The 22,127-nt window shown below is 67.2% G+C and carries 26 protein-coding genes; 18 read left to right on the forward strand and 8 right to left on the reverse strand.

The features are described 5' to 3' along the window. Window positions 1-198 (reverse strand): porin (locus ACYCUK_RS12275; RefSeq protein ID WP_461595040.1); only part of this gene is annotated, 198 nt, incomplete at its 3' end. Between the two features lie 355 nt (window positions 199-553). Here ACYCUK_RS12275 and coq7 point away from each other — a divergent pair. Both coq7 and ACYCUK_RS12285 read left to right on the forward strand, forming a co-directional pair. Next, entirely contained in the window at window positions 554-1,261 is a 708-nt protein-coding gene (gene coq7, locus ACYCUK_RS12280) for a 2-polyprenyl-3-methyl-6-methoxy-1,4-benzoquinone monooxygenase (RefSeq protein WP_461595041.1), read from the forward strand. A 272-nt stretch (window positions 1,262-1,533) separates the two neighbouring features. Continuing rightward, window positions 1,534-2,739, forward strand: coding sequence for a septal ring lytic transglycosylase RlpA family protein (locus ACYCUK_RS12285; RefSeq protein ID WP_461595042.1), 1,206 nt, complete (start codon window positions 1,534-1,536; stop codon window positions 2,737-2,739). A gap of 228 nt (window positions 2,740-2,967) precedes the next feature. Here ACYCUK_RS12285 and ACYCUK_RS12290 read toward each other — a convergent pair whose 3' ends face one another. After that, window positions 2,968-3,336 (reverse strand): PsiF family protein, encoded by a 369-nt coding sequence (locus ACYCUK_RS12290; RefSeq protein WP_461595043.1) that lies wholly within the window; start codon window positions 3,334-3,336, stop codon window positions 2,968-2,970. Window positions 3,337-3,507: 171 nt separating this feature from the next. Here ACYCUK_RS12290 and argS point away from each other — a divergent pair, with 171 nt between their 5' ends. The 6 genes from argS (at window position 3,508) to ACYCUK_RS12320 (ending at window position 9,841) form a co-directional block, all read left to right on the forward strand. Beyond that, window positions 3,508-5,250, forward strand: a complete 1,743-nt coding sequence (argS, locus tag ACYCUK_RS12295) for an arginine--tRNA ligase (RefSeq protein ID WP_461595044.1) — start codon at window positions 3,508-3,510, stop codon at window positions 5,248-5,250. A gap of 84 nt (window positions 5,251-5,334) precedes the next feature. After that, entirely contained in the window at window positions 5,335-6,000 is a 666-nt protein-coding gene (locus tag ACYCUK_RS12300; RefSeq protein ID WP_461595045.1) for an SPOR domain-containing protein, read from the forward strand. A 92-nt stretch (window positions 6,001-6,092) separates the two neighbouring features. Then, window positions 6,093-6,752 (forward strand): thiol:disulfide interchange protein DsbA/DsbL, encoded by a 660-nt coding sequence (locus tag ACYCUK_RS12305; RefSeq protein ID WP_461595046.1) that lies wholly within the window; start codon window positions 6,093-6,095, stop codon window positions 6,750-6,752. 156 nt (window positions 6,753-6,908) lie between these two features. Then, complete coding sequence (gene lptA / locus ACYCUK_RS12310; protein ID WP_461595047.1) at window positions 6,909-7,538, forward strand: lipopolysaccharide transport periplasmic protein LptA; 630 nt, start codon at window positions 6,909-6,911, stop codon at window positions 7,536-7,538. Between the two features lie 68 nt (window positions 7,539-7,606). Beyond that, window positions 7,607-8,332 (forward strand): LPS export ABC transporter ATP-binding protein, encoded by a 726-nt coding sequence (lptB, locus tag ACYCUK_RS12315; protein ID WP_112488092.1) that lies wholly within the window; start codon window positions 7,607-7,609, stop codon window positions 8,330-8,332. 33 nt (window positions 8,333-8,365) lie between these two features. Continuing rightward, entirely contained in the window at window positions 8,366-9,841 is a 1,476-nt protein-coding gene (locus ACYCUK_RS12320; protein ID WP_461595048.1) for an RNA polymerase factor sigma-54, read from the forward strand. A 69-nt stretch (window positions 9,842-9,910) separates the two neighbouring features. Here the strand turns inward: ACYCUK_RS12320 and rfaE2 are convergent, their stop codons facing one another. Beyond that, complete coding sequence (gene rfaE2, locus ACYCUK_RS12325) at window positions 9,911-10,423, reverse strand: D-glycero-beta-D-manno-heptose 1-phosphate adenylyltransferase (RefSeq protein ID WP_461595049.1); 513 nt, start codon at window positions 10,421-10,423, stop codon at window positions 9,911-9,913. A 199-nt stretch (window positions 10,424-10,622) separates the two neighbouring features. On the opposite strand from rfaE2, the gene ACYCUK_RS12330 reads away from it, so the two are divergent. Continuing rightward, window positions 10,623-12,095 (forward strand): chloride channel protein, encoded by a 1,473-nt coding sequence (locus ACYCUK_RS12330; RefSeq protein WP_461595050.1) that lies wholly within the window; start codon window positions 10,623-10,625, stop codon window positions 12,093-12,095. Window positions 12,096-12,102: 7 nt separating this feature from the next. Here ACYCUK_RS12330 and ACYCUK_RS12335 read toward each other — a convergent pair whose 3' ends face one another. Further along, window positions 12,103-13,071 carry a MerR family transcriptional regulator gene (locus ACYCUK_RS12335; protein WP_461595051.1) on the reverse strand — a complete coding sequence of 323 codons (969 nt, stop codon included), beginning with the start codon at window positions 13,069-13,071 and terminating at the stop codon, window positions 12,103-12,105. Window positions 13,072-13,366: 295 nt separating this feature from the next. Here ACYCUK_RS12335 and ACYCUK_RS12340 point away from each other — a divergent pair, with 295 nt between their 5' ends. Next, window positions 13,367-13,966 carry a glutathione peroxidase gene (locus ACYCUK_RS12340; RefSeq protein WP_461595052.1) on the forward strand — a complete coding sequence of 200 codons (600 nt, stop codon included), beginning with the start codon at window positions 13,367-13,369 and terminating at the stop codon, window positions 13,964-13,966. 138 nt (window positions 13,967-14,104) lie between these two features. Beyond that, window positions 14,105-14,341, forward strand: a complete 237-nt coding sequence (locus tag ACYCUK_RS12345; protein WP_461595082.1) for a GTP cyclohydrolase, FolE2/MptA family — start codon at window positions 14,105-14,107, stop codon at window positions 14,339-14,341. Between the two features lie 193 nt (window positions 14,342-14,534). Here ACYCUK_RS12345 and ACYCUK_RS12350 read toward each other — a convergent pair whose 3' ends face one another. The 3 genes from ACYCUK_RS12350 to ACYCUK_RS12360 are packed head-to-tail and all read right to left on the reverse strand — an operon-like array spanning window position 14,535 to window position 16,182. After that, complete coding sequence (locus ACYCUK_RS12350) at window positions 14,535-14,669, reverse strand: hypothetical protein (protein ID WP_461595053.1); 135 nt, start codon at window positions 14,667-14,669, stop codon at window positions 14,535-14,537. Further along, window positions 14,666-14,914: a hypothetical protein gene (locus ACYCUK_RS12355; RefSeq protein WP_461595054.1), complete on the reverse strand. Its 249-nt coding sequence runs from the start codon at window positions 14,912-14,914 to the stop codon at window positions 14,666-14,668. Before ACYCUK_RS12355 ends, ACYCUK_RS12350 begins: the two co-directional genes overlap by 4 nt. Before the next feature lie 53 nt (window positions 14,915-14,967). Then, window positions 14,968-16,182, reverse strand: a complete 1,215-nt coding sequence (locus ACYCUK_RS12360) for a patatin-like phospholipase family protein (protein WP_461595055.1) — start codon at window positions 16,180-16,182, stop codon at window positions 14,968-14,970. Window positions 16,183-16,591: 409 nt separating this feature from the next. On the opposite strand from ACYCUK_RS12360, the gene hpf reads away from it, so the two are divergent. The 3 genes from hpf to hprK all read left to right on the forward strand — a co-directional run bounded on the left by hpf (window position 16,592) and on the right by hprK (window position 18,605). Then, on the forward strand, window positions 16,592-16,924 hold the full coding sequence (hpf, locus tag ACYCUK_RS12365; protein ID WP_461595056.1) for a ribosome hibernation-promoting factor, HPF/YfiA family: 333 nt from the start codon (window positions 16,592-16,594) through the stop codon (window positions 16,922-16,924). A 154-nt stretch (window positions 16,925-17,078) separates the two neighbouring features. Continuing rightward, entirely contained in the window at window positions 17,079-17,549 is a 471-nt protein-coding gene (locus ACYCUK_RS12370; protein ID WP_461595057.1) for a PTS sugar transporter subunit IIA, read from the forward strand. 99 nt (window positions 17,550-17,648) lie between these two features. Beyond that, window positions 17,649-18,605 carry an HPr(Ser) kinase/phosphatase gene (gene hprK / locus ACYCUK_RS12375; protein ID WP_461595058.1) on the forward strand — a complete coding sequence of 319 codons (957 nt, stop codon included), beginning with the start codon at window positions 17,649-17,651 and terminating at the stop codon, window positions 18,603-18,605. Between the two features lie 63 nt (window positions 18,606-18,668). On the opposite strand, the gene fur is transcribed toward hprK, so the two are convergent. Next, window positions 18,669-19,142: a ferric iron uptake transcriptional regulator gene (gene fur / locus ACYCUK_RS12380; RefSeq protein WP_461595059.1), complete on the reverse strand. Its 474-nt coding sequence runs from the start codon at window positions 19,140-19,142 to the stop codon at window positions 18,669-18,671. 70 nt (window positions 19,143-19,212) lie between these two features. On the opposite strand from fur, the gene ACYCUK_RS12385 reads away from it, so the two are divergent. From ACYCUK_RS12385 to ACYCUK_RS12400, 4 genes are all read left to right on the forward strand, one after another. After that, window positions 19,213-19,887, forward strand: coding sequence for an outer membrane protein assembly factor BamE (locus tag ACYCUK_RS12385; protein WP_461595060.1), 675 nt, complete (start codon window positions 19,213-19,215; stop codon window positions 19,885-19,887). Between the two features lie 133 nt (window positions 19,888-20,020). Beyond that, complete coding sequence (dapB, locus tag ACYCUK_RS12390; protein ID WP_461595061.1) at window positions 20,021-20,848, forward strand: 4-hydroxy-tetrahydrodipicolinate reductase; 828 nt, start codon at window positions 20,021-20,023, stop codon at window positions 20,846-20,848. 25 nt (window positions 20,849-20,873) lie between these two features. Next, the gene (locus tag ACYCUK_RS12395) at window positions 20,874-21,578 is read left to right on the forward strand and encodes a MotA/TolQ/ExbB proton channel family protein (RefSeq protein WP_461595062.1); all 705 of its coding nucleotides are present in this window, start codon (window positions 20,874-20,876) and stop codon (window positions 21,576-21,578) included. Window positions 21,579-21,657: 79 nt separating this feature from the next. Continuing rightward, the gene (locus ACYCUK_RS12400; RefSeq protein WP_461595063.1) at window positions 21,658-22,095 is read left to right on the forward strand and encodes an ExbD/TolR family protein; all 438 of its coding nucleotides are present in this window, start codon (window positions 21,658-21,660) and stop codon (window positions 22,093-22,095) included. The last annotated feature ends 32 nt before the right edge of the window (window positions 22,096-22,127 follow it).

Raw genomic sequence — 22,127 nt, forward strand, 5'->3', positions numbered from 1 at the left:
GCCCAGATCTTCAGTGCCCTTGAGGCCGATACGCGAACCCGACTGGATGCCGGTGCCCAGCTTGGTGACGCTGCCATTACCGTTGCTGTAATGGGCCACGCCCAGGTCGATGATGCCGTACAGCTGCACGCTGCTTTGGGCGAAGGCTGCGCTTGAGAATGCGCCAAGCACGGCCAGCGCGAGTAGTGATTTTTTCATAGATGCATCTCCAGAAGATTGTTGGATAAAACGGTTTGCCGCGATGCTGCCTACCGCTGCGTAGCAAGCCGGCTTGGGCTCGGTGCCGGCCGTCAGACTCGCCAACTCCGGGATGGGAGTTGCATGCATTTCAGCACCCGAGGATGACCGGTGCAAGGCCTCGTTCCGACATCGGGCCAGATTCCTGAGGTTGCGTTGCACTGGAACAACATGCGGGGCGCGGCAGCGTGGTGAACAAGCACGCCCGGATGGCAGCCCAGCTGCCAGGAGAAGTCTATGCTTTCACACCGGGCAAGGGGAATGGGCATGGGTTGCCGGCTTGTGTCCTCTGCCTGACTTTGAAAGGAGTTCCATCATGGTCACCATCCACCGAGCCGAACCAGCATCATCCGCCCGGTCGCGGGCATCGACGCGCCCAGGCGCGGTCGACCGTTTGCTGGTCGCGGCGGACAACGCGCTGAAAACCCTGGCCGGCGGCTTGCAACCGTCGCGGCCGATGCCTGCGCCGCCCCTGGCGAGGCGGGCGGCCAGTCAGGGCGCTGCCATGCCCTTGGCCGAGCGCGAGCTTTCGGCCAGGCTGATGCGGGTGAACCACGTCGGCGAAATCTGCGCCCAGGCGCTGTACCAGGGGCAGGCGCTGGCGGCGCGCGACGGCCAGTTGCGCAAACATTTTCTGCACGCTTCGCGGGAGGAGGGCGATCACCTGGCCTGGTGCGCGCAGCGCCTGCGCGAACTGGACTCGCGCCCGAGCTGGCTCAACCCGCTGTGGTACGCCGGGGCCTTCGGCCTGGGCCTGCTGGCCGGGCGCGTGGCGGGCGACAAGGTGAGCCTGGGCTTCGTCGTGGAAACCGAGAACCAGGTGGAGCAGCACCTGGCTTCGCATCTGCAACGCCTGCCGCAGGCGGATGTGGAGTCGCGTGCGGTGGTGGCGCAGATGCAGGCCGACGAGGTGGAGCATGCGCGCGCGGCGGACAAGCTGGGCGCCACCCGCCTGCCTGCTCCGGTGCGCTGGGCCATGCGCGGCGCAGCCAAGGTGATGACGACGACGGCGCAATGGGTTTGAGTGCCCCCGGAGTCGGGCCGAGCCCGCCTTGCCCCCCGCGGGGGGCAAGGAAACTTGGGGCGGCCCTGCGTTTTCCTGAAAGTGGCTGACGGTGCGCCCAGGCCCGTCGCGGGCGCGGAAATAGCGTCAGCAGTCCCTAAAATCAGAGCCATGTCGACGGTTTCCTCGAACGCGCACCAAGGCACTTGCAATCTGCGAGGCGCGGGCATGCCCCGAATGCAGGCGTTTGCATGGCATGCGGCGCGACGGCAAGAGCCTTCAACCTTGAGGCCATGAGCAGCGGCCTCAAGCTCGTTGCCGGACTTTCCAGCGCCGCAGGGGTCGCATGCCATCCCGCCCCCGGCAAAGGCTGGGCGACGCTGGGGTTTGTGCCATTGCTGGCGGTGTTGTTCGCCATGGGCGGCTGTTCCAGCGTGCCGCTGAGTTCGCAAGGGACCGAGGGGCAGGCGCCGGTGAATGGTGAAAGCGGCTGTTATGCCCCTGCACCCAACACCCGCGCCGCCTACAACCGCACCTACCGCGTGCTGGGGCGCAGTTACACGCCGCTGCGCAGCGCGTCGGGCTACGAGGCGCAGGGCAAGGCGTCGTGGTATGGCTGGGAGTCGGGCTCGACCACGTCCATGGGCGACCGCTTCAACCCGCGCGCCTTCACCGCGGCCAGCCGCACGCTGCCGCTGCCGACCTGTGTGCAAGTCACCAATCTGGCCAATGGCCGCAGCGCGCTGGTGGTGGTGAACGATCGCGGGCCCTTTGTCGATAGCCGCATCATGGACCTGTCCTACGGCGCGGCCCAGGCGCTGGGCATCACGCGCACGGGGACGGCCCAGGTGCGCATCGTCGCGCTGGCCGGCAATGTCCCGCCAGCAATGCCATCGCCCGCCAGCGGTGCGCCGGCGACGCCAGCCACGCCCCAGCCTGGGCCGTCCCCCATGCCAGCCAATCCGGCGCTGCCCGAGCAGTTTGCGCCGGCTCCCGCCGTGGCTGTGGCTCAAACCGGGGCGGTGCAGGATGCGGGCATCGTGACGCAGCCCCTGCCACCCATGCAAATTGCTGCCGTCGACAGTCCCACGAGCCCGAATCCTGCGGGTGGCGGGGTGCCGCCAGCGCCTGCGCCTGTGCAGCCGGCGACGGGCTTTTCGGCGACTCCAGTGTCATCGACCCAGGCAGCGCCGCCGCCCCTGGCTGGCCCCGCGCCCATGCCGGCCTCCGTGCCGCAGGAACTTGCGCCGCAACTGCCGGGGTCGCCCCAATCCTATGTACAGACCGGCGCCTTCGCGCTGCAAGCCAACGCCCAGGCCGAGCGCGCGCGCCTGATGGCAGCGGGGGTCGGGCCGGTGATCATCGTCCCGGGCACGATTCATGGCGCGGTGTTTTACCGGGTGCAGATCGGTCCCCTGGCCTCCAGCCAGCCGGATGCGGCGCTGCAAAGCAAACTCGGCAGCCTCGGGCTGAACACCTATACCCTGGTGCAGCAATAGTGCAATAGTGCAATAGCGCAGCCAGACTGCGGCGGGGTAAAACAACGGGGGCTGCAAAGCAGCCCCCGTTGTTCGAAAAACACCACCGACGGTCTGCCGACAGTGCAAAACGTCAAGAACAGCGCCCCAAACGGCCGCTTCGCGCCAGCCCCGCGAGGGGGCCAGGAAACTCGGGAGCGGCCCTTCGTTTGCTCTTGAGCGCTGCTTCGTTTCCTTGAGAACGCCTTACTACTTCTTGGCGCTCAGGCATTCCTTCATGAACTTCTTGCGATCGTCGCCCTTCAGCGCCTTGGTCTTGGCATCCTTGTTGCAGGCCACCATTTTTTCTTGCTGAACGGTCAGCTTCTTGCCTTCGTGCGCAGCGGCGGCCGGCATGGCTTTCTTTTCTTCGGCCATCTTGGACGGTTCGGCAGCCTTGGCGCTCAGGCATTCCTTCATGAACTTTTTACGGTCTTCGCCTTTGAGCGCCTTGGTCTTGGCGTCGGCGTTGCAGGTGGCCATTTTGCTGGTTTGCGCGGTGGCGGCTTGGGCTGAAACCAGGCCTGGCAGGGTGAAGGCGGCACAGGACAGGCTGATGGCGATGATGATCTTCTTCATGGGTGAAACTCCGAGCGAGAGATGAATGAGAGCCAGGACGCAGGCGGCAAACCGTCTGGAGGGCCAGGGGAACCAAGATGGCGCTGCGAACTCAACTCCACACCTGCAGGGCGGCAACCGTGGCGGAAGGCGACCCTAAAATGCGCGGATTTGTATCGCAACGAAACCATAATGTACGAATATCTATCACGGTTGACAGGAGTTCTCTCCACAACCGCGAAACATCTGCACCCGCAAGCCCCCGAAGCCGTGTTGGAGCGGCCAAAATCAGCCGGGCATGGTGATTTTTCCTGCACGCTGTCGATGCAGCTCGCACGCAGCCTCAAGCGCAACCCACGGGATATCGCCCAAGCCCTGATGGACGCCGTGCAGGCCGATGCGGCCTTGATGGCGGGGCTGGCGAACATCGAGTTGGCGGGCGCGGGCTTCATCAATTTCACCCTGGCCGCATCGCTCAAGCAGGCCGTGGTGGCGGCGGTCAATGCCCTGGGCGAGGCTTACGGCCGCGAGCCGGCGGGCAGCGCCGGGCCGGTGCTCGTCGAGTTCGTCTCGGCCAACCCGACCGGGCCCTTGCACGTCGGCCACGGCCGGCAGGGCGCTTTGGGCGACACCATGGCCGCCTTGCTGGCCGCCAGCGGCTGGACGGTGACGCGCGAGTTCTATTACAACGACGCCGGGGTGCAGATCCAGAACCTGGCGCTGTCGGTGCAGGCGCGGGCGCGCGGGCTGGCGCCGGGCGCGGCGGGCTGGCCCGAGGCGGCTTACAACGGCGAGTACATCGCCGAGATCGCGCGCGACTATCTGGCGCGGGCCGTGGTGCCGGCCGAAGGCGGCGCGGCGGTGCAAGCCGCGGGTAGCGCCGACGACCTCGACGCCATCCGCCGCTTCGCCGTGGCCTATCTGCGCCGCGAGCAAGACCTCGACCTCAAGACCTTCGGCATCCGTTTCGACAACTACTACCTGGAGTCCAGCCTGTACGCCGACGGCCGGGTGGAGCGCACGGTCCAGGCCTTGGTCGCTTCCGGCCACACCTACGAGCACGAGGGCGCGTTGTGGCTGCGCACCACCGATTTCGGCGACGACAAGGACCGCGTGATGCGCAAGTCCGACGGCAGCTACACCTACTTCCTGCCGGACGTCGCCTATCACCTGGCCAAATGGGAGCGGGGCTTCCACCACGCCATCAACATCCAGGGCTCGGACCACCACGGCACCATCGCCCGCGTGCGCGCCGGTCTGCAGGCGGCGAATCCGGCCATTCCCGAAACCTACCCAAGCTATGTGCTGCACAAGATGGTGACGGTGATGCGCGGCGGCGAGGAAGTGAAGATCTCCAAGCGCGCCGGCAGCTATGTCACGGTGCGCGATCTGATCGAGTGGTCCGGCGGCGTGCGCGACGACATGACGCCAGCCGAGCGCGACGCCGCCTTGCAGCGCGGGCGCGACGCGGTGCGTTTTTTCCTGGTGTCCCGCAAGGCCGACACCGAGTTCGTCTTCGACGTCGACCTGGCCCTGGCGCAGAGCGATGAAAACCCGGTGTACTACGTGCAGTACGCCCACGCCCGCATCTGTTCGGTGCTGGCGCAATGGGCCGAGCGCGACGGCGGCGATGAAGCGGCGTTGCAGCGGGCCGACCTGAGCCCGCTCACCAGCCCCCGCGAGCTGGAGCTGATGCTGCTGCTTGCCCACTACCCCGAGATGCTGCGCCAGGCTGCGGACGACCTGACGCCGCACGATGTGGCGTTCTACGCGCGCCAGCTCGCCGGCAGCTTCCACGCCTTCTACAACGCCGAGCGCGTCTTGGTGGATGATGCCGCGCTCAAGCAGGCGCGTCTCGCCCTGCTGCAAGCCGTGCGTCAGGTGTTGCACAATGCGTTGGCCGTGCTGGGCGTCAGCAGCCCGCAGCGCATGTAAGGCCCGCCCAGGCCAGGCCTGCACAGGTTCAACAGCCCTCGGTTCGCGCCGCCGTCACTCCATCGCACCCCATCCCGTCACGCCATGCCTCAACACCTTCGCCCCATCCGTTCGCCCGGCTGCGCCCAGCGCGGCGGCACCCTGCTCGGCCTGATCATCGGTCTGGTGCTGGGCCTGGCCATCGCGCTGGTGGCGGCCATGTACATCACCAAGGCGCCGCTGCCCTTCATGAACCGTTTCCAGGAGCGCCCCACCGGCGCGGCGTCCGGCGCGGCCAACTGGAATCCGAACCAGGGACTGGTCAGCGGCGGCGCTCCGGCTCCGGTGGCCGGCAGCTCCATCCCCGTGCAGGTGAGCAGCGCCCCGCTCTCGCCCAAGGCGATCGAGTCGCTGGGCCAGCCGCCCACCGGGGTGGTGCAGTCGGGCCAAGCGGCGACGGCCGCTGGTGCCACGGGTGCGTTCAGCCCCGCAACGCCAGCGCCGGCGAATACCGCCGCTCCGGCGGGATCGTCCAATCTGCTCTACATCCTGCAAATCGGCGCCTACAGCACCAAGGCCGACGCCGAGAGCCAGCGCGCCAAAGTGGCGTTCACCGGGCTGGAAGCGCATATTGACGAGCGCGTGGTCGGTGGCCGCACCCTATACCGCGTGCGCGTGGGCCCTTACCCCGCCGCCGAGCCGGCCGACAAGGCGCAGAAACTCTTGAATGACAACGGAATCGAATCCGCAGTCGTTAAGGTCTCGAAGTAGCACCGCGGAACAGGGTTGGTCTCGAGCGAGGCGACCCTGCACACGCGGCAACTGGATTGCACACCCATCTCAACCCGTTGAAAGGAAGCACCATGAATCGCTGGTTCGCCCGCATCGCCGCGCTGCTGTTGCTCGGTTTCAGTGTTGCGGCAAACGCCGCAGGCGCCGCCCCATTCCAGGAGGGCGCCGGTTACAACAGGCTGCCGAGCGCACAGCCGGTTGGCCACAAGGGCAAGATCGTCGTCACCGAATTCTTCTGGTACGACTGCCCGCATTGCTTCGAGTTCGAGCCCCTGCTGGAAGCCTGGGCGAAAAAGCAGCCGGCCGATGTCGTCCTGGAACGCGTGCCGGTGGCGTTCGCGCCGCAATACGTCGCGCAGCAAAAGCTGTATTACGCGCTCAAGGCCCTGGGCAAGGTCGATGCCTTGCAGGGCGCCATTTTCAACGCCATTCATGTGCAGCACATCCCGCTCGGAACGCCGGAGCAGATGGCCAACTGGCTGGTCGGGCGCGGCATTCCGAAGGCCACGTTCATGAACGCCTACAACTCCTTCGGCGTGCAAATGGAAACCAAGCGCGCCACGCAAATGGTGACGGACTACCAGATCACCGGCGTGCCCACGCTTGCGGTCGGCGGCATGTACACCGCATCAGCCTCGATGCCGGAGACGCCCAACAACGAGAAGGTCTTGCAGGCGGTCGATTTTCTGGTGCAGCAATTGCGCGCTGGCATGGCCAAAACAGCCAAATAAGCCAGATTCCGGCTTCGTCTTGCCGCTGAAAAAGCCCGCAATCGCGGGCTTTTTCACGCTTGGGCCAAGACCAGCCGACAGCCGACCCCTGCCCGAGCCGGGCGGCTCGGGAACGGGGCCGACATGCCTACAATGCTCCACATGAAAGCAAACTTCATGCCCATGCTTCGCTCCGCGACGCGCCTGCTGCTGGCGGCGCTGCTGGCGGCCACGCTGGTTCCGGCCCAGGCGCTGCAGTCCGACAAGACGCAGCCCATTCAGGTCGAGGCCGACGCGATGCACTACAACGACGTCAAGCAGACCAGCGTGTTCACCGGCAATGTGGTGGTCACCAAAGGTTCGCTGGTGATTCGCGCCGCCCGCGTGGAGGTGGTGCAGACGCCGCAGGGCTATGACGACGCCACCGCATTCGGCACGCCGAACAAGCTCGCGACCTACGCGCAGACGCTGGACGCGCAGCCGGGGCAGCCCACGCCGTCGATGTTCGGCAGCGCCGTCACCATTCACTACGACGGCAAGAGCGACGTGGTCACATTCACCGGCCAGGCCACGCTCGACCGCCTGAGCGATGGCAAGCTGACGGACCGCGCCCAGGGTGAGGTCATCACCTACAACGACCTGACGGATGTCTTCACCGTGGTCGGCGGCAAAGCCGGCGCCACGCCTTCCAACCCCAACGGCCGGGTGCGGGTGATGCTGTCGCCGCGCACCACGCAGCCCGCAGCCAAGCCCAGCGGGCCGGCGCCGGCGTTGAAGGTGTCGCCAGGCCTGGGAGCGCAGCCGTGAACGCAGCGGTGTTGAAGCCGGTGGAGCCGGCGGCGCCGGCCCAGACCCAGCATGCCGGGGTGCTCAGCATGCGCGGCCTGCAAAAGCGCTATGGCGGGCGCCAGGTGGTGCGCGACGTGAGCCTGGAGGTGCGCGGTGGCGAGGTGGTCGGGCTGCTCGGCCCGAACGGCGCCGGCAAGACCACCTCGTTCTACATGATCGTCGGCCTGGTGCGGGCCGACGGCGGCGAAATCCACCTCAACGGCCAGAACATCACGCATCAGCCGATGTACCGGCGCGCGCGTCTGGGACTGTCCTACCTGCCGCAGGAAGCCTCGATTTTTCGCGGCCTGTCGGCGGCCGAAAACGTGCGTGCGGTGCTGGAACTGCAGCACGACGCCGAGGGCCGTGCCCTGAAAAAGCCCGAGATCGAAGCGCGCCTGGGGCAGTTGCTGCGCGAGCTGCATGTGGAGCATCTGGCCGACAGTCCGGCCATCGCCTTGTCGGGCGGCGAGCGGCGGCGGGTGGAAATTGCCCGGGCGCTGGCCACCAATCCCCAGTTCATCCTGCTCGACGAGCCCTTCGCCGGCATCGATCCCATCGCCGTCATCGAAATCCAGCGCATCGTCCAATTCCTCAAGTCGCGCGGCATTGGCGTGCTCATCACCGATCACAACGTGCGCGAAGCCCTGGGCATCTGCGACCACGCCTGCATCATCAGCGAGGGCAGCGTGCTGGCGCTGGGCAAGCCGGACGACATCGTCAACAACCCGGCCGTGCGCAAGGTCTATCTGGGCGAGAGTTTCCGCTTATGAGCGCCCCTGCGTTTCCTTGAGCGCGCCAAAACCATGAAGCAGTCGCTCAATCTTCGCCTGTCGCAGCACCTCGCGCTCACGCCGCAGCTGCAGCAATCCATCCGCCTGCTGCAACTCTCCACGCTGGAGTTGCAGCAGGAAGTCGAGCAGATGCTCGAAGCCAACCCTTTTCTGGAGCATGAGGAAGGCGAGGGCGATGTCGAGACGCCCGCCGAGGCGCAAAGCGCGACGGAGGCCGCCGAGGCGCGCAAGGAGGCGAGCGATGAGGCCGTCGAACTCAAGCTCGACCGCGAGGACTGGCAATCCGGTGCCGAGCAGGGCGAGTGGGATACCGCGCCGGGCGAAAACTGGCAGGGCAGTGGCGGCGAGGCCGACGACGACTTCGACCCGCTGGGCCTGGCGCATGTGGGCACCGATCTGCGCGCCCATCTGCGCGGCCAGCTCGCGGGCCTGGGGCTGAGCGAGGCCGACCGCGCCGCGGCCGAGGCCATCATCGACTCGCTCGACGAAGACGGCTACCTGGCCGAAGGCCCCGAGTTGCTGGCCGCCGAACTCGACGCCGAGGCCGGCGAGGAGGAGCGCGAAGCGCTGTGCAGCGCGCTGCGCATGGGTTTGAAGCTGGTGCAGAGTTTCGACCCGGCTGGCGTCGGCGCCACCAGCCTGGGCGAGTGCATGTGCTTGCAACTCCAGCGCCAAGCCCCCTGCCCGGAGCGCGACCTGGCCATCGCCTTGTGCGCTGGCGGCCATCTGGCCCTGCTGTCCAAGCGCGACTGGAAGCGGCTGGCCCGCGCCCTGCAGGTCGACGAGGCCGCGCTGCGCGACGTGCAGCAACGCATCGCGCGGCTGGATCCGCGCCCGGGCGCGCGCTTCATGCCGTCCACCGCGCAGGCCGTCACGCCCGACGTCATCGCCATGCGCAGTGGCCGGCGTTGGCGCGCGATGCTCAACCCCGAGGTGCTGCCCAAGCTGCGCATCAACAGCCTGTATGCCGATCTGCTGCGCCGCTCGCGCGACGGCGCCGGGCTGTCGGGCCAGTTGCAGGAGGCGCGCTGGTTCGTGCGCAACGTGCAGCAGCGCTTCGAGACCATCGAGCGCGTGGCGCAGGCCGTGATCGAGCGCCAGCAGAACTTTTTCAGCCATGGCGAGCTGGGCATGCGCCCACTGGTGCTGCGCGAAATTGCCGATGAGCTCGGCTTGCACGAGTCCACCATCTCGCGTGTGACCACGCAGAAATACGTGCTCACGCCGTTCGGCACGTTCGAGCTGAAATACTTTTTCGGCTCGGGCCTGGCCACCGATACCGGCGGCAACGCATCGAGCACCGCGGTGCGCGCCATCATCCGGCAAATGGTGCAGGACGAGAACCCGGCGGCGCCGCTCTCGGACGGCGAACTCGCCGAGCGCCTCGCCGCCCAGGGCATCACCGTGGCGCGGCGCACCGTGGCCAAATACCGCGAAGCCCTGCGCATTCCGCCCACGGCGCAACGCAAGAGCGCGTCCAGCCCATAGGGCCGTACGGGCCTGCGGCGGGCTCTGCATCCGCACCCGGATGCGTGACGCGCCCCCGTGGGGCGGGGTTCAGCCTTCCCCGCGAATGCGCCGCACCAGCGCCGTGGTGGAGCGGCCGGCGACGAAGGGCAGGATGCGCACCTCGCCGCCCCAGCCGTGCACCAGCGGGGTTTCGGGCAGGGTCGCGACGCTGTAGTCGCCGCCCTTCACATAAATCTCGGGGCGCACCTGCCGCAGCAGCGCCAGCGGCGTGGCTTCGTCGAACAGCACCACCAGGCTCACGCTTTCCAGCGCGGCCAGGACGGCGGCGCGATCGTCTTGCGGGTTGAGCGGGCGCTCGGGGCCCTTGCCCAGGCTGCGCGCCGAAGCGTCGGAGTTCAGCCCCAGCACCAGGCTGGCGCCGAGCGCGCGCGCCTGTGCGAGGTAAGTCACATGGCCGCGGTGCAGGATGTCGAACACGCCGTTGGTGAACACCAGCGGGCGCGGCAGCGCGGCCAGGGCCTGCGGCAATTGCGCCGGCGCGCAGAGCTTGCGCAGAAAGGCCGGGGCGGGGGGCGAGGTGGATGCGGGGCTGCTGGACATGGCTGGCATTGTCGCAAAGCCGTCCGTGCGGGCGGTACGAACCCGTTCGCGGCAACGCGACCGCCAGCGGCCAACCACGACCATCCGCGAGGACCCGCGATCGGTCGCGCGTCGCCGTGGTGGAGCGCTTGTTGCCGGCGTTCACCAAACTTCACCGCTCCGGGGCGTGCGAGCCGATACCATTTCTGCAACCTTTCCCTTGCGCAGCGGCGATGGCCTGCCGCGCCAGCTCGTCATGTCCGAATCCATCTCGAACCGCTTCCACGCCTTGCTCGTCCATCTGCGCCTGGGTTTAGACCCGATGGTGCCGATGATGCTGGTCGCTGCCATCATCGGTTTTGTCGCCTCGGTGGCGGTGGAGGGCTTCCGCCAGGCGATGTACGCCATCATCCGCCTCTACAGCACGCACGAGCATCTGGTCACCGCTGCCGCCGGGCTGCCGCTTTGGCAGCGGGCCGTCATTCCAGTGATTGCCGCGGTCGTCGGCGGGCTCATCATGTGGGCCGGGCAGCGCTGGATCAAGCGCCCGCGCGGGCCGGAGTATATGGAGGCGGTGCGCGTGGGCGACGGCCTGCTGCCGGTGGTGCCCAACCTGATGCGCACCGCCTCGTCGCTGGTGGCGGTGAGCGGCGGCATCACCATCGGCCGCGAGGGCACGATGATCCAGTTCGCCTCGCTGGTGTCGTCCCTCATCGGCCGCATCGGCCGCGCCGACCCGGCGCACCAGCGGCTCATCGTCGCCTGCGGTGCGGCAGCGGGTTTTGCCGGGGCGTATCACGCGCCGATCGCCGGCACCCTGTTCGTCGCCGAAATCATTCTCGGCGGCCTGCAGCTGCGCGAAATCACCGCCGTGCTGGTGGCCGCGGTGATCGGAGAACTCACCACCCAAAGCCTGTTCGCCACCGGCCCGCTCTACCTGGCGCACATGGTGCCGCCCATCAGCTTCATCGACCTGCTCGACGCCTCGCTGCTCGGCCTGCTGGCCGGCTTCATCGGTCCGGCCTTCCTCTGGCTGCTCGACACCGCGCGCCGCAAGTATCAGCCACTGGTCGGCTTCCTGCCGCTGCGCATGGGCCTGGCCGGCCTGTTCATCGGCCTGCTGTCCCTGCTCATGCCGCAGGTCTGGGGCAATGGCTACAGCGTGGTGCAGTCCTTCCTGGTCGATCACTGGACGCTCACGGCCGTGGCCGCGGTGTTCGTGTTGCGCATGCTCGCCGTCACGGCCGCGAGCGCCGCGGGCATTCCGGGCGGCGTGCTCACCCCCACGCTGGCGCTCGGCGGCGCCATGGGGCTGATGGTGTCGCATCTGTTCCTCGTGCCCGAAGCCAGCCACTCGCAGGCGCTGTGGACCCTGGTGGGCATGGGCAGCCTGCTGGCCGCCACCACCCACGCCCCGGCGATGTCGGCCATCATGGTGTTCGAGATCACGCGCAACTACAACGTGGTGATGGCGGCCATGCCGGCCTGCGTCATCGCTTCCGTCATCGGCAGCCTGCTGCGCCATCGCTCGGTCTACTCCGAGGCCTTGGGGCTGAAGGAAGGCGAACACCGCGAGCCGAAGGTGGCCGGCGGCGAGTTTCCAGCCACGGCCGTGCCCCCGTCTGCAGAGGCGGCACCCCTGGATGATGCGCAAACACCGGACGCCGGTACGCCGACGGCGACCAAGCCTTGACGGGGTGTCAGGCGGCGCCGTCCACCGCTGGTGGCGAGGGGTGGGCGCTGCGCCAGGCCGCCACGGCCTCGGCCAGCGAGCCGAGGGCGCGGGTGACCTGAATGCCGGGCGCTGCGCGTTTGAGCGCGGGCGACGAACCGCCGGCCCACAGTGCCACATGGGCGGGCAGCTTGTCGCGCAGTTCAGCCAGCACGTCCAAGACCTGGGTCTGCGGCGGCACGCCTGAAAAACTCAGCACCAGCACGTCGCTGCGATGCGCCCGCACCGCCAGCAGCATGTTCCACAACGGCGTCTGCACGCCCAGCGAGATGCAGTGGCAACCTTCCAGCGCCAGCATCGCCTCGGCCATCAGCAAGCCCATGCCGTGCGGCTCTTGCGGCATGGTGGTGAGCAGCACGCGGGGGCGCGCCGCCGCCGGGGATTCCGGACCCGGAACGGCCGCGATGCCGGCGCGCAGCACGCGGTGCATGATTTCGGAAAACAGGTGCTCTTCGAAAATTTCCAGGTCGCCGCGCATCCAGGCCTCGCCAACCTCCGTGACGAGCGGGGCGGCGATCTCGGTGACGAAGCGGCCCAAGCCCAGGCGCATCTGAGCCTGCACCAGTTCACGCCGCAACTTTTCGGCGTCGTGCTGCTTGATCAACTGCAAGTCATGCAGGCTCTGTGTCTGGGCCTGAGTGCGTGCGATTGGCGCCTGCGCGGGTCCTTCCTGCGCCCGCGCCAGGGCATCGAGATGCTCGGTGGGCAGGCCGACGATGCGCCCGGGCCGGTGCCCGGCGCCCATGAGGCGCTTGATGAGCCGCAGCTTCTCCACCTGATCGAGCGGGTACTGGCGCTCGTCCATGGCGTCGCGCAACGGTTGGGGGAAGCCGTAGCGCCGCTCCCAGACCCGCAAGGTGTCTTTGGGAATTCCGGTATCGCGTTCGACGGCGGCAATGTTCATGCGCAGGGCGGATGAGGCGGTGCGGTCATTCATGGTCGCGGGTTTCGCGGGCGGGCTGAATCCGTATCGACATGACAGGCGTTGTCAGTCATGGGTGTCCATCTTCGATTTTTCAAGGAAGCGGATGGCCCGCTCCCAGCTGTCCTTGACCTCGAGGAGCGCGTGCGTCGCGCCGCCTCGATGCTCGCAAGCATCTTAGGCGGCCTCGACTCGTCCTGGACAAAACCCCACAGTTGTCCTGGACAAAACGGCTTCGGCTGGTGTTTTGTCCAGGACGTCCTGCATCATCCTTCCCACGTTCATGCCTGCTACCCGACTGGAGTGACCGATGCGCCTCTTCCCCATCGTGCTTGCCGCCGCCTTGTTTGGCGGCGTGGCCCTGAATGCCCAAGCCGCCAACACCCAAGCGCCTGCGTCGCCCGCCCCCCAGGCGGCCTCGGGCACCTGCCCAACCCTGCTCAACCAGACCGTTCCGCGCTTGCAGGACGACAAATCCATCGACCTCTGCCAATACGCCGGCAAGGTGGTGCTGGTGGTGAACACCGCCAGCTATTGCGGCTTCACCCCGCAGTACAAGGGGCTGGAAGCGATGTACAAGAAATACGGGCCTGAAGGCTTGGTGGTGCTCGGTTTCCCGTCCAACGACTTCAACCAGGAAATGAAGGATCCGAGCAAGATCGCCGCGTTCTGCAAAGACACCTACAGCGTGAATTTCCCGATGTTCGCGCCCTCGCACGTCACCGAGCCCCAGCCGAATGCCTTCTACAAGAAGCTCATCCTGGCCACGGGCGATCAACCCAAGTGGAATTTCTACAAATACCTGATCGACCGCCAGGGCAAGGTGGTGAACGTGTATTCCAGCCTGACAACCCCCGAGAACGCCGAGTTCGTCGACACGATTCAGGCGCTGTTGAAGCAAAAGGGTTGAGATCGGCGGCCCGACCGCCGCTGCAAGGGGCGGTTCGGTATCGTCCGAACAGCCGGCGGGCTGGCTTTTGCACGAACGTGTGCACGCACTCAACCACGCACCCCAGGCGCGCAGCGCCGCATGGCGAAAGGACCGCGGATGCATGCCCCGGAAAAGTTGTTCAGCAAGGCCGCGCCCCTGTCTGACATTCAGGCCACCTCCGACCGCCGCAACCTGCCCATCCAGCAAGTGGGCGTCAAGGGTGTGCGCCATCCGGTGCTCGTTCGCACCGCGGGCGGCGCGGCCCAACCCAGCGTGGCCACGTTCGATCTCTCCGTCGCGCTGCCGCCTATTTCATGCGCAAGGCCGCGCCGGTCTCGGGTGTCGGCAGTCTGATGGACTACGCGGTCACGCTGCGCATTGCCGGTCACGCCGGCGAGCCTGCCCGGCGGCGCGGGTGTCGGTGGTGCCGGGCGCATGATGGACTCGCTGGCGGCTTCCGGCGCCACATACACGCCTTCGAGCGCATCGGCCGAGTATTCGGCGTCTGTCATCTGCAGCGCGAGCAAGGCGTCCAGGCCGCCTTCGATCAAGCCGGGCATGCGCCTGCGCGCAGGCGCAGCAGGCGGAAGACGGCGGAGTCGGCCTTGTGCATCGAAATGAGCCGCCTGCCGTGCAGGATGAAGGCCACGCGCATGGTCTGCGCGCCGGCGTCGTCCATCACCAGAAAGTCGGTGCGCAGGTGCAGGCCGCCGTCTTCTTCCGCGTCGAAGCGGGCCGACTCTTCCAGGTCTTCACCAGGGCGTCGGCCGGCACGGTCACGCCGAAGCGTTCCTCCACCCAGGCCAGTTCCCAGCTCTCGGGCTCGTCCAGATCGGCCCACACCGGGTCGAGCCCGGCGAGGTCGTCGGCATCCTCGATTTCGTGCCGGACGAGGCGATTGTTCTGGAGGGTGAAGACGTTGAGCATGGGCAGAGCCTATTGCAGCGTCGGGGCGCCTTGCGAGGGCTGCGCTCCAAGGCTCAGGGCGCCGGAACGTGGGTGTCGACAAAGCGACGGATGGCATCGGCCTGGATCAGCGCGTCACGCTCGCCCAGTTGCGTCAGCTCGGTGCAGAAGCCGGGCTCGAACAGCAGATAGCTGGCGAGCGCCGCGCCCGTGGCCTCGGCCGCGCCGATGGCGCCCATGAGCACGCGCATGCCGTGCGGCATGCGGCTCCAGTGCCGCGCCGCGATGGCGTTGATGGACTCGGACGGGGTGATGAGCAGCACCGGGAATTCGCGAAAGGGCTGCAGCGCGCGCGCCTCCAGCGGCAGGCGGCGCACGGCGGTGTTGATGTGCTCGGCCAGTTGTGCATCGGCCGGCAGGGTGTCGAGAAACACGGTGGACAGCACATGCCCGGCAATCTGGGCGATGGAGGGGTAGTCGCGTCCGTCCGGGGCGATCCAGGCGGTGGCGCCGCGCGGCTCGCTCACACCGATGGCCAGGGCGCAGCGCGCACCCAGACGAATCGCGGGGGCCAGGGGCGCGAGTTGGCGCATGGCGCCGTCGCCACAGAACTCGGCCTGCTCGCCGGTCCACAACTTCATCGCCGGGAAGACGAAAGGCAGGGCGCTGCTGGCGAGCAAGTGGTCGAGGGAGATGGTCTGCGCCAGCCCCCAGATACCCGGGCGGCGCCAACCCGGCACGTCCGCCGCGCCCTGGAAGAAGGTGATGTGCCGGCCGGTGGAATAGCTGGAGGCGGTGATGGCCAAGGCACGCAGTGCGCCGCTCTGCACCGCGGCGTCCACCCGGTCGAGCCGGATATGGCGGCCCAGGGTGTCGGCCAGCGGCGCGTTGTCCAGCAGCGCGCGCGGACTTTGGCGCACCAGCCAGCCAGTGGACATCAAGCCCAGCCAGCGCAGCCCGCCGCGCAGCAAATAATGCGGCTGGGTGTGAAACACCTGATCGGCATGCAGACTGGCCCAGATCCCCGGCAACGCTTGCAGCGTGTCGGCCCAGGTGGCCACGCCGCTGGCGTAATGCGCGGCATTGATGGCCCCCGCCGAGGTGCCGCAAACCACCGCAAACGGGTTGCGCTCCGCCGGCCAGCCCTGCTGCTGCAGAATGTTGGCCAGCCCTTGCAGCACGCCTGCCTGGTAAGCCGTGCGCGCTCCGCCGCCAGGCAGCACCAGCGCCGCGCCCTCGCCAGGCGAAGGTCGGGGTGAGGGGAGGTGGAGGGGCGATTCTTCTTGCATGGACGTGCCGGTTGCCACATGGTGCGGCAATTCGGCGCGGCGCTCAAGGTGATTGTCCGCAACGCCGACGTGGCGTTGTTCCCTGCACCGCAATGCGGCGCCAACACCGGCCAACGGCTCCATGCTGAGAATTCGGCCGTCAGGAGAATGGGTCAATTTTGCTGTGATTCAATGCAAATCAACGCAGTTGAGCGATCTAAGCTGGCGTTGACCTCAGATTCCCGGCGTGGAGCATGCCGCCGCTTGCGCCGCGATGCAATCCAACCTTGATTTTGGCGGGCGGCGGGCGCACACTGCAATCGCCTCGTTGGTGCGGGCTCGGCGGGCGGATCCATCGGCGTCGCAGTCCAGCCGGCCAGGGCGTTGTTTCGCTGTCAACCGTTTGCTCAACGTGTACCTGGAGGGATCTATGAACCTGACTATCAGCGGCCATCACATGGACGTCACACCGGCCTTGCGCAGCTACGTCGAAGCCAAGCTCGACCGTGTGGTGCGACATTTCGATCAGCTGATCAGTGTCAACGTGTTGCTCTCTGTGGAGAAACAAAAGGAAAAGGAGCGCCGCCAGAAGGCCGAATGCAATTTGCAGCTCAAAGGCAAGAACATCTTCGCCGAATGCCAGGACCAGGATCTGTACGCCGCCATCGATGAACTGGTCGACAAACTCGACCGCCAAGTGGTGGAACACAAAAACCGCACGCGCGCCCACCAAGCCGTGCCCAGCAAGCATCTCGCATCCTGAGATCACCCAAGTCGCCGCCGGACCTTCGCAAGGGGGCCGTGCGGCGCAGAACCTTCCGATTTGTCGTGCTGCAACCCCAGTCTCGGCCCATGCTTGACGTCATGTCAGCACATGCCGATACACTCGCAAGCTTTCTGCATTCACACTCCATGCCATGAATCAACTGGCCCAGATTTTGCCGCTGGCGCATGTTCAGATGAACGTGGAGGCCAGCAGCAAGAAACGCGCGTTCGAGCACGCGGGTCTGCTGTTCGAGAACAACCTGGGGCTGGCCCGCGCCGTCGTCACCGACAACCTGTTCGCCCGCGAACGCCTGGGTTCCACCGGGCTGGGTCAGGGCGTGGCCATTCCGCATGGCCGCATCAAAGGTCTGAGGCAACCGAGTGCCGCACTGGTGCGCCTCGCAAGCCCGGTGCCTTTCGAGGCCCCTGACAACCTGCCGGTGCAGTTGCTGGTGTTCCTGCTGGTGCCCGAAGCGGCGTCCGCCAAGCACCTCGAAATCCTCTCCACCATCGCCGAAATGTTGTCCGACGACGGCTTTCGCCAGCGTCTGCTGGACGCGCCGGACGCCATCCAGGCGCACCGCCTGGTGCACGACTGGTCGACGCTGCAGCATGCGGCCTGAACATGCCCCCTGGGGCGCCGCGCTGCGCCGCCCCACCCCCCAAGCTTGGCTTGTGTCCGTCATGAATCCGTCGCATCGCCGGTTTCCGCCAGCAGCCACTTGAAAGCCGCAACCCTTTCCGCCGACAGCCTGTTCGAGGCCAACACGTCCTTGCTGAAATGGCAATGGCTGGCCGGGCAGAGCAACCCCGAGCGCCGCTTCGACGACGCCGCCGTGGAAGGCGCCAGCTCCGGCGCCGATCTGGTCGGATACCTCAACTACATCCATCCGTACAGGGTGCAGATTCTCGGCTGGCGCGAGGTGCATTACCTGGTGCATGCCGACGAGGCCGACAGCGCCCGGCGCATTCGCCGCGTGGTCGGGCTGGAACCGCCGGCGCTGGTGATGGCCGACGGCGCCAAGCCCCCGGATACGCTGATCGAAGCCTGCGAGCAAGCCCGCATTCCGCTGTTCACCACGGCCGAGCCGGCAGCTTTCGTCATCGACGTGCTGCGTGCCTACCTCTCGAAACTGTTCGCCAACCGCACCACGCTGCACGGCGTGTTCATGGACATCCTGGGTCTGGGCGTGCTCATCACCGGCGAATCCGGCCTGGGCAAGAGCGAACTGGGGCTGGAGCTGGTTTCGCGCGGCCACGGCCTGGTGGCGGACGATTGCGTGGAACTGCTGCGCGTGTCGCAAACCACCATCGAAGGCCATTGCCCCAAGCTGCTGCAGAACCTGCTGGAAGTGCGCGGCATCGGCATTCTCGACATCAAGACCATTTTTGGCGAGACCGCGGTGCGACGCAAGCTGCGCCTGCGGCTGATCGTGCACCTGGTGCGGCGCGATACCCAGGACCAGGACTTCGAGCGCCTGCCCACCGGCTATGTGCGGCAGGATGTGCTGGGCGTGGCCATCCGCAAGGTGCTCATTCCGGTCGAGGCCGGGCGCAACCTCGCGGTGCTGGTGGAGGCCGCGGTGCGCAACACCATTCTGCAGTTGCGCGGCATCGACACCTTCAAGGAGTTCCAGGATCGCCAGCGTGTGGCCATGCTGGAAAACAGCGACGATTGACGGGGCCTGCTGAAGGCCCGATCCAAGCTTTGACGGCTCGCGGCCTGCCGTGCCGCCGGGCGCTCAGCGAGCGTCCCGCTCGCCCAGGAAGATGCGCGGCTCGGCGGGGCGATGCGGGCAAGGCTCGCGCTTGCAGCTGGCGTACAAGGCCAGCGAATGCTCCTGCAGCACGAAGCCATGCTCGGTGGCGATTTTTTTCTGCCGCCGCTCGATCTCGGGGTCGACGAACTCTTCCACCCGGCCGCAATCCAGACACAGCAGATGGTCGTGGTGCTTGCCTTCGTTGATTTCGAAAATGGCCTTGCCCGACTCGAAATGGGTGCGCGACAAAATGCCCGCCTGCTCGAACTGGGTCAGCACACGGTAGACCGTGGCGAGGCCGATGTCGCGTGAATTGTCGTTCAGCAATTCGCGGTAGACGTCTTCGGCCGTCATGTGGCGCAAGACGCTTTTCTGGAAGATTTCCAGAATTTTCAAGCGGGGCTGGGTGACCTTCAGCCCCGTGCTGCGCAGACCTTGAGCGTTGGAAGGCGGCATGACGATGAGGGGTGTTTAGAATGAACATCATAGTTCACCCCCGGGGCGGGAACCACCCGCCGAATTCCTGATGCACGTCCCGCGTACCCGTCTTGCGCATCACGCCTCGTCTGCCCTGCGTTTGGGTTTTCTGGCCGTGATCCTGCCCGCAGCTCTCGGTTTGGGTGCCTGCAGCAACCTCACCCAACAGCACGACCTCACCTCGATCTTCAAGCCCTACCGCATCGATGTCATCCAGGGCAACTTCGTGTCCAAGGAAATGGCCGAAGAGCTCAAGCCCGGCATGAGCAAAGACGAGGTGCGCGCCATTCTCGGCACCCCCCTGCTGCAGGATATTTTCCATGCCGACCGCTGGGAATATGTCTTCAGCCTGCGCCAGGGCTATCAAGCCCCGATCGTGCGCCGCTACACCGTGTTCTTCGACAAGGATGGCAAGATGATCCGCGCCGATGGCGATCCGCTGCCGTCGGAAAACCAGTTCGTGGCCCAGATCAACGCCCTGCGGTCCACCGGCAGCAAACCCAAGGAATTGACCGAGGCGCAGTTGCAGGCTGAAATCGCCGCCGCGCAGAAAGAGCTGGCCGAGCGGCATCCCGTGGCGGCCGCGTCCAGTGCGCAAGGCCCGCTGCAGGTGGTCGCGCCTGCAGCGGAAATCAGCAAACTCGAAGCCCTGGCGCCGCCAACCTCGGCGGCGCCACTGGCGAGCCCGGCAACTCCGGCATCGGCAGCAAGCAGCGCGCAGTAGTAAGTGGGGCGCACCTTGCGCACGGCGCCGGCCCGGCGTGGCGCAACCACCCCTGCAGGCGCAGAACACCCCGTGCGACTCGTCTCCCAGCCGTCTCCCAACCCGTTCCGCAAGCTCTCCGAATGACCCCAGCATGACCGCAGAATCCGCTCCAACCCGCCACCGCATTGCCGTCGCCGGCAGCAGCGGCCGCATGGGCCGCACGCTGATCGAGGCCATCGCCGCCGCACCGGATTGCCAGCTCGTGGGCGCGCTCGACCGTGCCGACTCGCCCGCGCTGGGCCAGGACGCCGGCGCCGCGCTGGGTCTGGCGACCGGCGTGAGCGTCAGTGCCGATCCGGCTGTCGGCCTGCAAGGTGCGCAGGCGCTGATCGACTTCACCCGGCCGCAAGGCACGTTCGCGCATCTGGACGCTTGCCTGCAACACCGCGTGGCCATGGTCATCGGCACGACCGGGTTCGACGCGGCCGGGTTGGCGCGCATTCGTGCGGCGTCGGCGCACATTCCCATCGTCATGGCGCCCAATATGAGCATTGGCGTCAACGTCGTGCTCAAGCTGCTGGAGCAGGCCGGGCGCGCGCTGGCAGAGGGTTACGACATCGAAATCATCGAAGCGCACCACCGCCATAAGGTGGATGCTCCTTCGGGCACCGCGCTGAAAATGGGCGAGGTGGTGGCGCAGGCCGCCGGGCGCGATCTGGAGCGCGACGCCGTCTGGGCGCGCCACGGCCACACCGGCGAGCGCGAGCGCGGCACCATCGGCTTCTCGGTCATTCGCGGCGGCGACATCGTCGGCGACCACACCGTGCTGTTCGCCGGCACCGGCGAGCGCATCGAAATCACCCACAAGTCCAGCAGCCGCGCCACCTACGCCGCCGGCAGCCTGCGCGCCGTGCGCTTCCTGGCCGGCAAGAGCAGCGGCCTGTACGACATGCAGGCCGTGCTCGGCTTCGGCCGCTGAAACACCCAACCCAAGGAACGGCACGATGGGAGGTCTCGCAGCATTCTGGCAAGAAGGCGACGCGCTGATTCGCACCGTGGCCCTGCTGCTGCTGGCGATGTCGGTGGCGAGCTGGTTCGTCATTTTGTGGAAGTCCGCCATGCTGGCCGCCGCCGCGCGCCGCGTGCCGCGCGCGATTGCCGCGTTCTGGGCCGCGCCGCACCGGCAGGATGCTCCCGCCGCCGCGCTCGCGGCCGACCCGCAGGGCCTCACGGTGCGACTGGCCGATGTCGCGGCCAAGCTGGGCAACCAGGCGGCGAACACTGCAGATATGGGCGATGACACGTCCGCGCCCAACTGGCAGTCGCGCCCCGACCGCGTGCGCCGCGAACTGCGCAGCGCCCTCAACGCCGCCAGCCGCCAGCTCCACGCCGGCCATGTGTTGCTGGCCAGCGTCGGCAGCACCGCGCCCTTCGTCGGCCTGTTCGGCACCGTCTGGGGCATCTACCACGCGCTCACCACCATCGCCGCCACGCAGCAGGTCAGCATCGACAAAGTGGCCGGCCCGGTGGGCGAAACCCTCATCATGACCGCCGCCGGTCTGGCCGTGGCCATTCCCGCCGTGCTGGCTTACAACGCCCTGGGCAAACGCGCCCGCGCGCTGGACGCCGAGCTCGAAGGCTATGCCCTCGACCTGCAGCACCTGCTCAGCGGCGAGGCCGCGCCGCGCCATGCCAACGGCTCGGCGTGATGCGCGGCGCTGACGCTCAGCCGCAGCCGCGCGAACCTTCACGCAAAGTTCTGCGGCGCGCAACTCCCGGGACAAGGCCATGAGCTTCGGCCGCTTCGATCGCGGTGTGGACGAGGCGCCGATGAGCGACATCAACATGACGCCGCTGATCGACGTCATGCTGGTGCTGCTGGTGATTTTCATCATCACCGCGCCGCTGCTGGCAGGCCATATCGCGCTCGACCTGCCCAAGGTCGACACCGCGGCTGCGCAGCGGGCCCCCAAGAGCCTGTCGGTCTCCATCCAGAAAGACGGCAAGCTTTACCTGGGCGATCAGCCCACCACGCTGGCCGCGCTCACAGCCCGATTCGCCGCCGCCGCCAAAGCCCGCCCCGACACCGAACTGCGCATTCGCGCCGACACCGCTGCACCCTATGGCGACGTGGCGCAGGTCATGGGCGCTGCCCAGGGCGCAGGGCTCGACCGCATCGGCCTCATCACCCAGCCCGCGGCTGCCACCTCCGGCGCGGTGCGGTGAGCGCCGTGGGCGTCAACCACCACCCCGCAATC

It is taken from the genome of Thiomonas sp., from assembly GCF_054608695.1.

Excerpts from the sequence above, each read along its gene's own strand:
- coq7 (WP_461595041.1), top strand. The coding sequence starts at position 554 with ATGGTCACCATCCACCGAGCCGAACCAGCATCATCCGCCCGGTCGCGG.
- ACYCUK_RS12285 (WP_461595042.1), top strand. The coding sequence starts at position 1,534 with ATGAGCAGCGGCCTCAAGCTCGTTGCCGGACTTTCCAGCGCCGCAGGG.
- ACYCUK_RS12290 (WP_461595043.1), bottom strand. The coding sequence starts at position 3,336 with ATGAAGAAGATCATCATCGCCATCAGCCTGTCCTGTGCCGCCTTCACC.
- argS (WP_461595044.1), top strand. The coding sequence starts at position 3,508 with ATGTACGAATATCTATCACGGTTGACAGGAGTTCTCTCCACAACCGCG.
- ACYCUK_RS12300 (WP_461595045.1), top strand. The coding sequence starts at position 5,335 with ATGCCTCAACACCTTCGCCCCATCCGTTCGCCCGGCTGCGCCCAGCGC.
- ACYCUK_RS12305 (WP_461595046.1), top strand. The coding sequence starts at position 6,093 with ATGAATCGCTGGTTCGCCCGCATCGCCGCGCTGCTGTTGCTCGGTTTC.
- lptA (WP_461595047.1), top strand. The coding sequence starts at position 6,909 with ATGCCCATGCTTCGCTCCGCGACGCGCCTGCTGCTGGCGGCGCTGCTG.
- lptB (WP_112488092.1), top strand. The coding sequence starts at position 7,607 with ATGCGCGGCCTGCAAAAGCGCTATGGCGGGCGCCAGGTGGTGCGCGAC.
- ACYCUK_RS12320 (WP_461595048.1), top strand. The coding sequence starts at position 8,366 with ATGAAGCAGTCGCTCAATCTTCGCCTGTCGCAGCACCTCGCGCTCACG.
- rfaE2 (WP_461595049.1), bottom strand. The coding sequence starts at position 10,423 with ATGTCCAGCAGCCCCGCATCCACCTCGCCCCCCGCCCCGGCCTTTCTG.
- ACYCUK_RS12335 (WP_461595051.1), bottom strand. The coding sequence starts at position 13,071 with ATGAATGACCGCACCGCCTCATCCGCCCTGCGCATGAACATTGCCGCC.
- ACYCUK_RS12340 (WP_461595052.1), top strand. The coding sequence starts at position 13,367 with ATGCGCCTCTTCCCCATCGTGCTTGCCGCCGCCTTGTTTGGCGGCGTG.
- ACYCUK_RS12345 (WP_461595082.1), top strand. The coding sequence starts at position 14,105 with ATGCATGCCCCGGAAAAGTTGTTCAGCAAGGCCGCGCCCCTGTCTGAC.
- ACYCUK_RS12355 (WP_461595054.1), bottom strand. The coding sequence starts at position 14,914 with ATGCTCAACGTCTTCACCCTCCAGAACAATCGCCTCGTCCGGCACGAA.
- ACYCUK_RS12360 (WP_461595055.1), bottom strand. The coding sequence starts at position 16,182 with ATGCAAGAAGAATCGCCCCTCCACCTCCCCTCACCCCGACCTTCGCCT.
- hpf (WP_461595056.1), top strand. The coding sequence starts at position 16,592 with ATGAACCTGACTATCAGCGGCCATCACATGGACGTCACACCGGCCTTG.
- ACYCUK_RS12370 (WP_461595057.1), top strand. The coding sequence starts at position 17,079 with ATGAATCAACTGGCCCAGATTTTGCCGCTGGCGCATGTTCAGATGAAC.
- fur (WP_461595059.1), bottom strand. The coding sequence starts at position 19,142 with ATGCCGCCTTCCAACGCTCAAGGTCTGCGCAGCACGGGGCTGAAGGTC.
- ACYCUK_RS12385 (WP_461595060.1), top strand. The coding sequence starts at position 19,213 with ATGCACGTCCCGCGTACCCGTCTTGCGCATCACGCCTCGTCTGCCCTG.
- dapB (WP_461595061.1), top strand. The coding sequence starts at position 20,021 with ATGACCGCAGAATCCGCTCCAACCCGCCACCGCATTGCCGTCGCCGGC.
- ACYCUK_RS12395 (WP_461595062.1), top strand. The coding sequence starts at position 20,874 with ATGGGAGGTCTCGCAGCATTCTGGCAAGAAGGCGACGCGCTGATTCGC.
- ACYCUK_RS12400 (WP_461595063.1), top strand. The coding sequence starts at position 21,658 with ATGAGCTTCGGCCGCTTCGATCGCGGTGTGGACGAGGCGCCGATGAGC.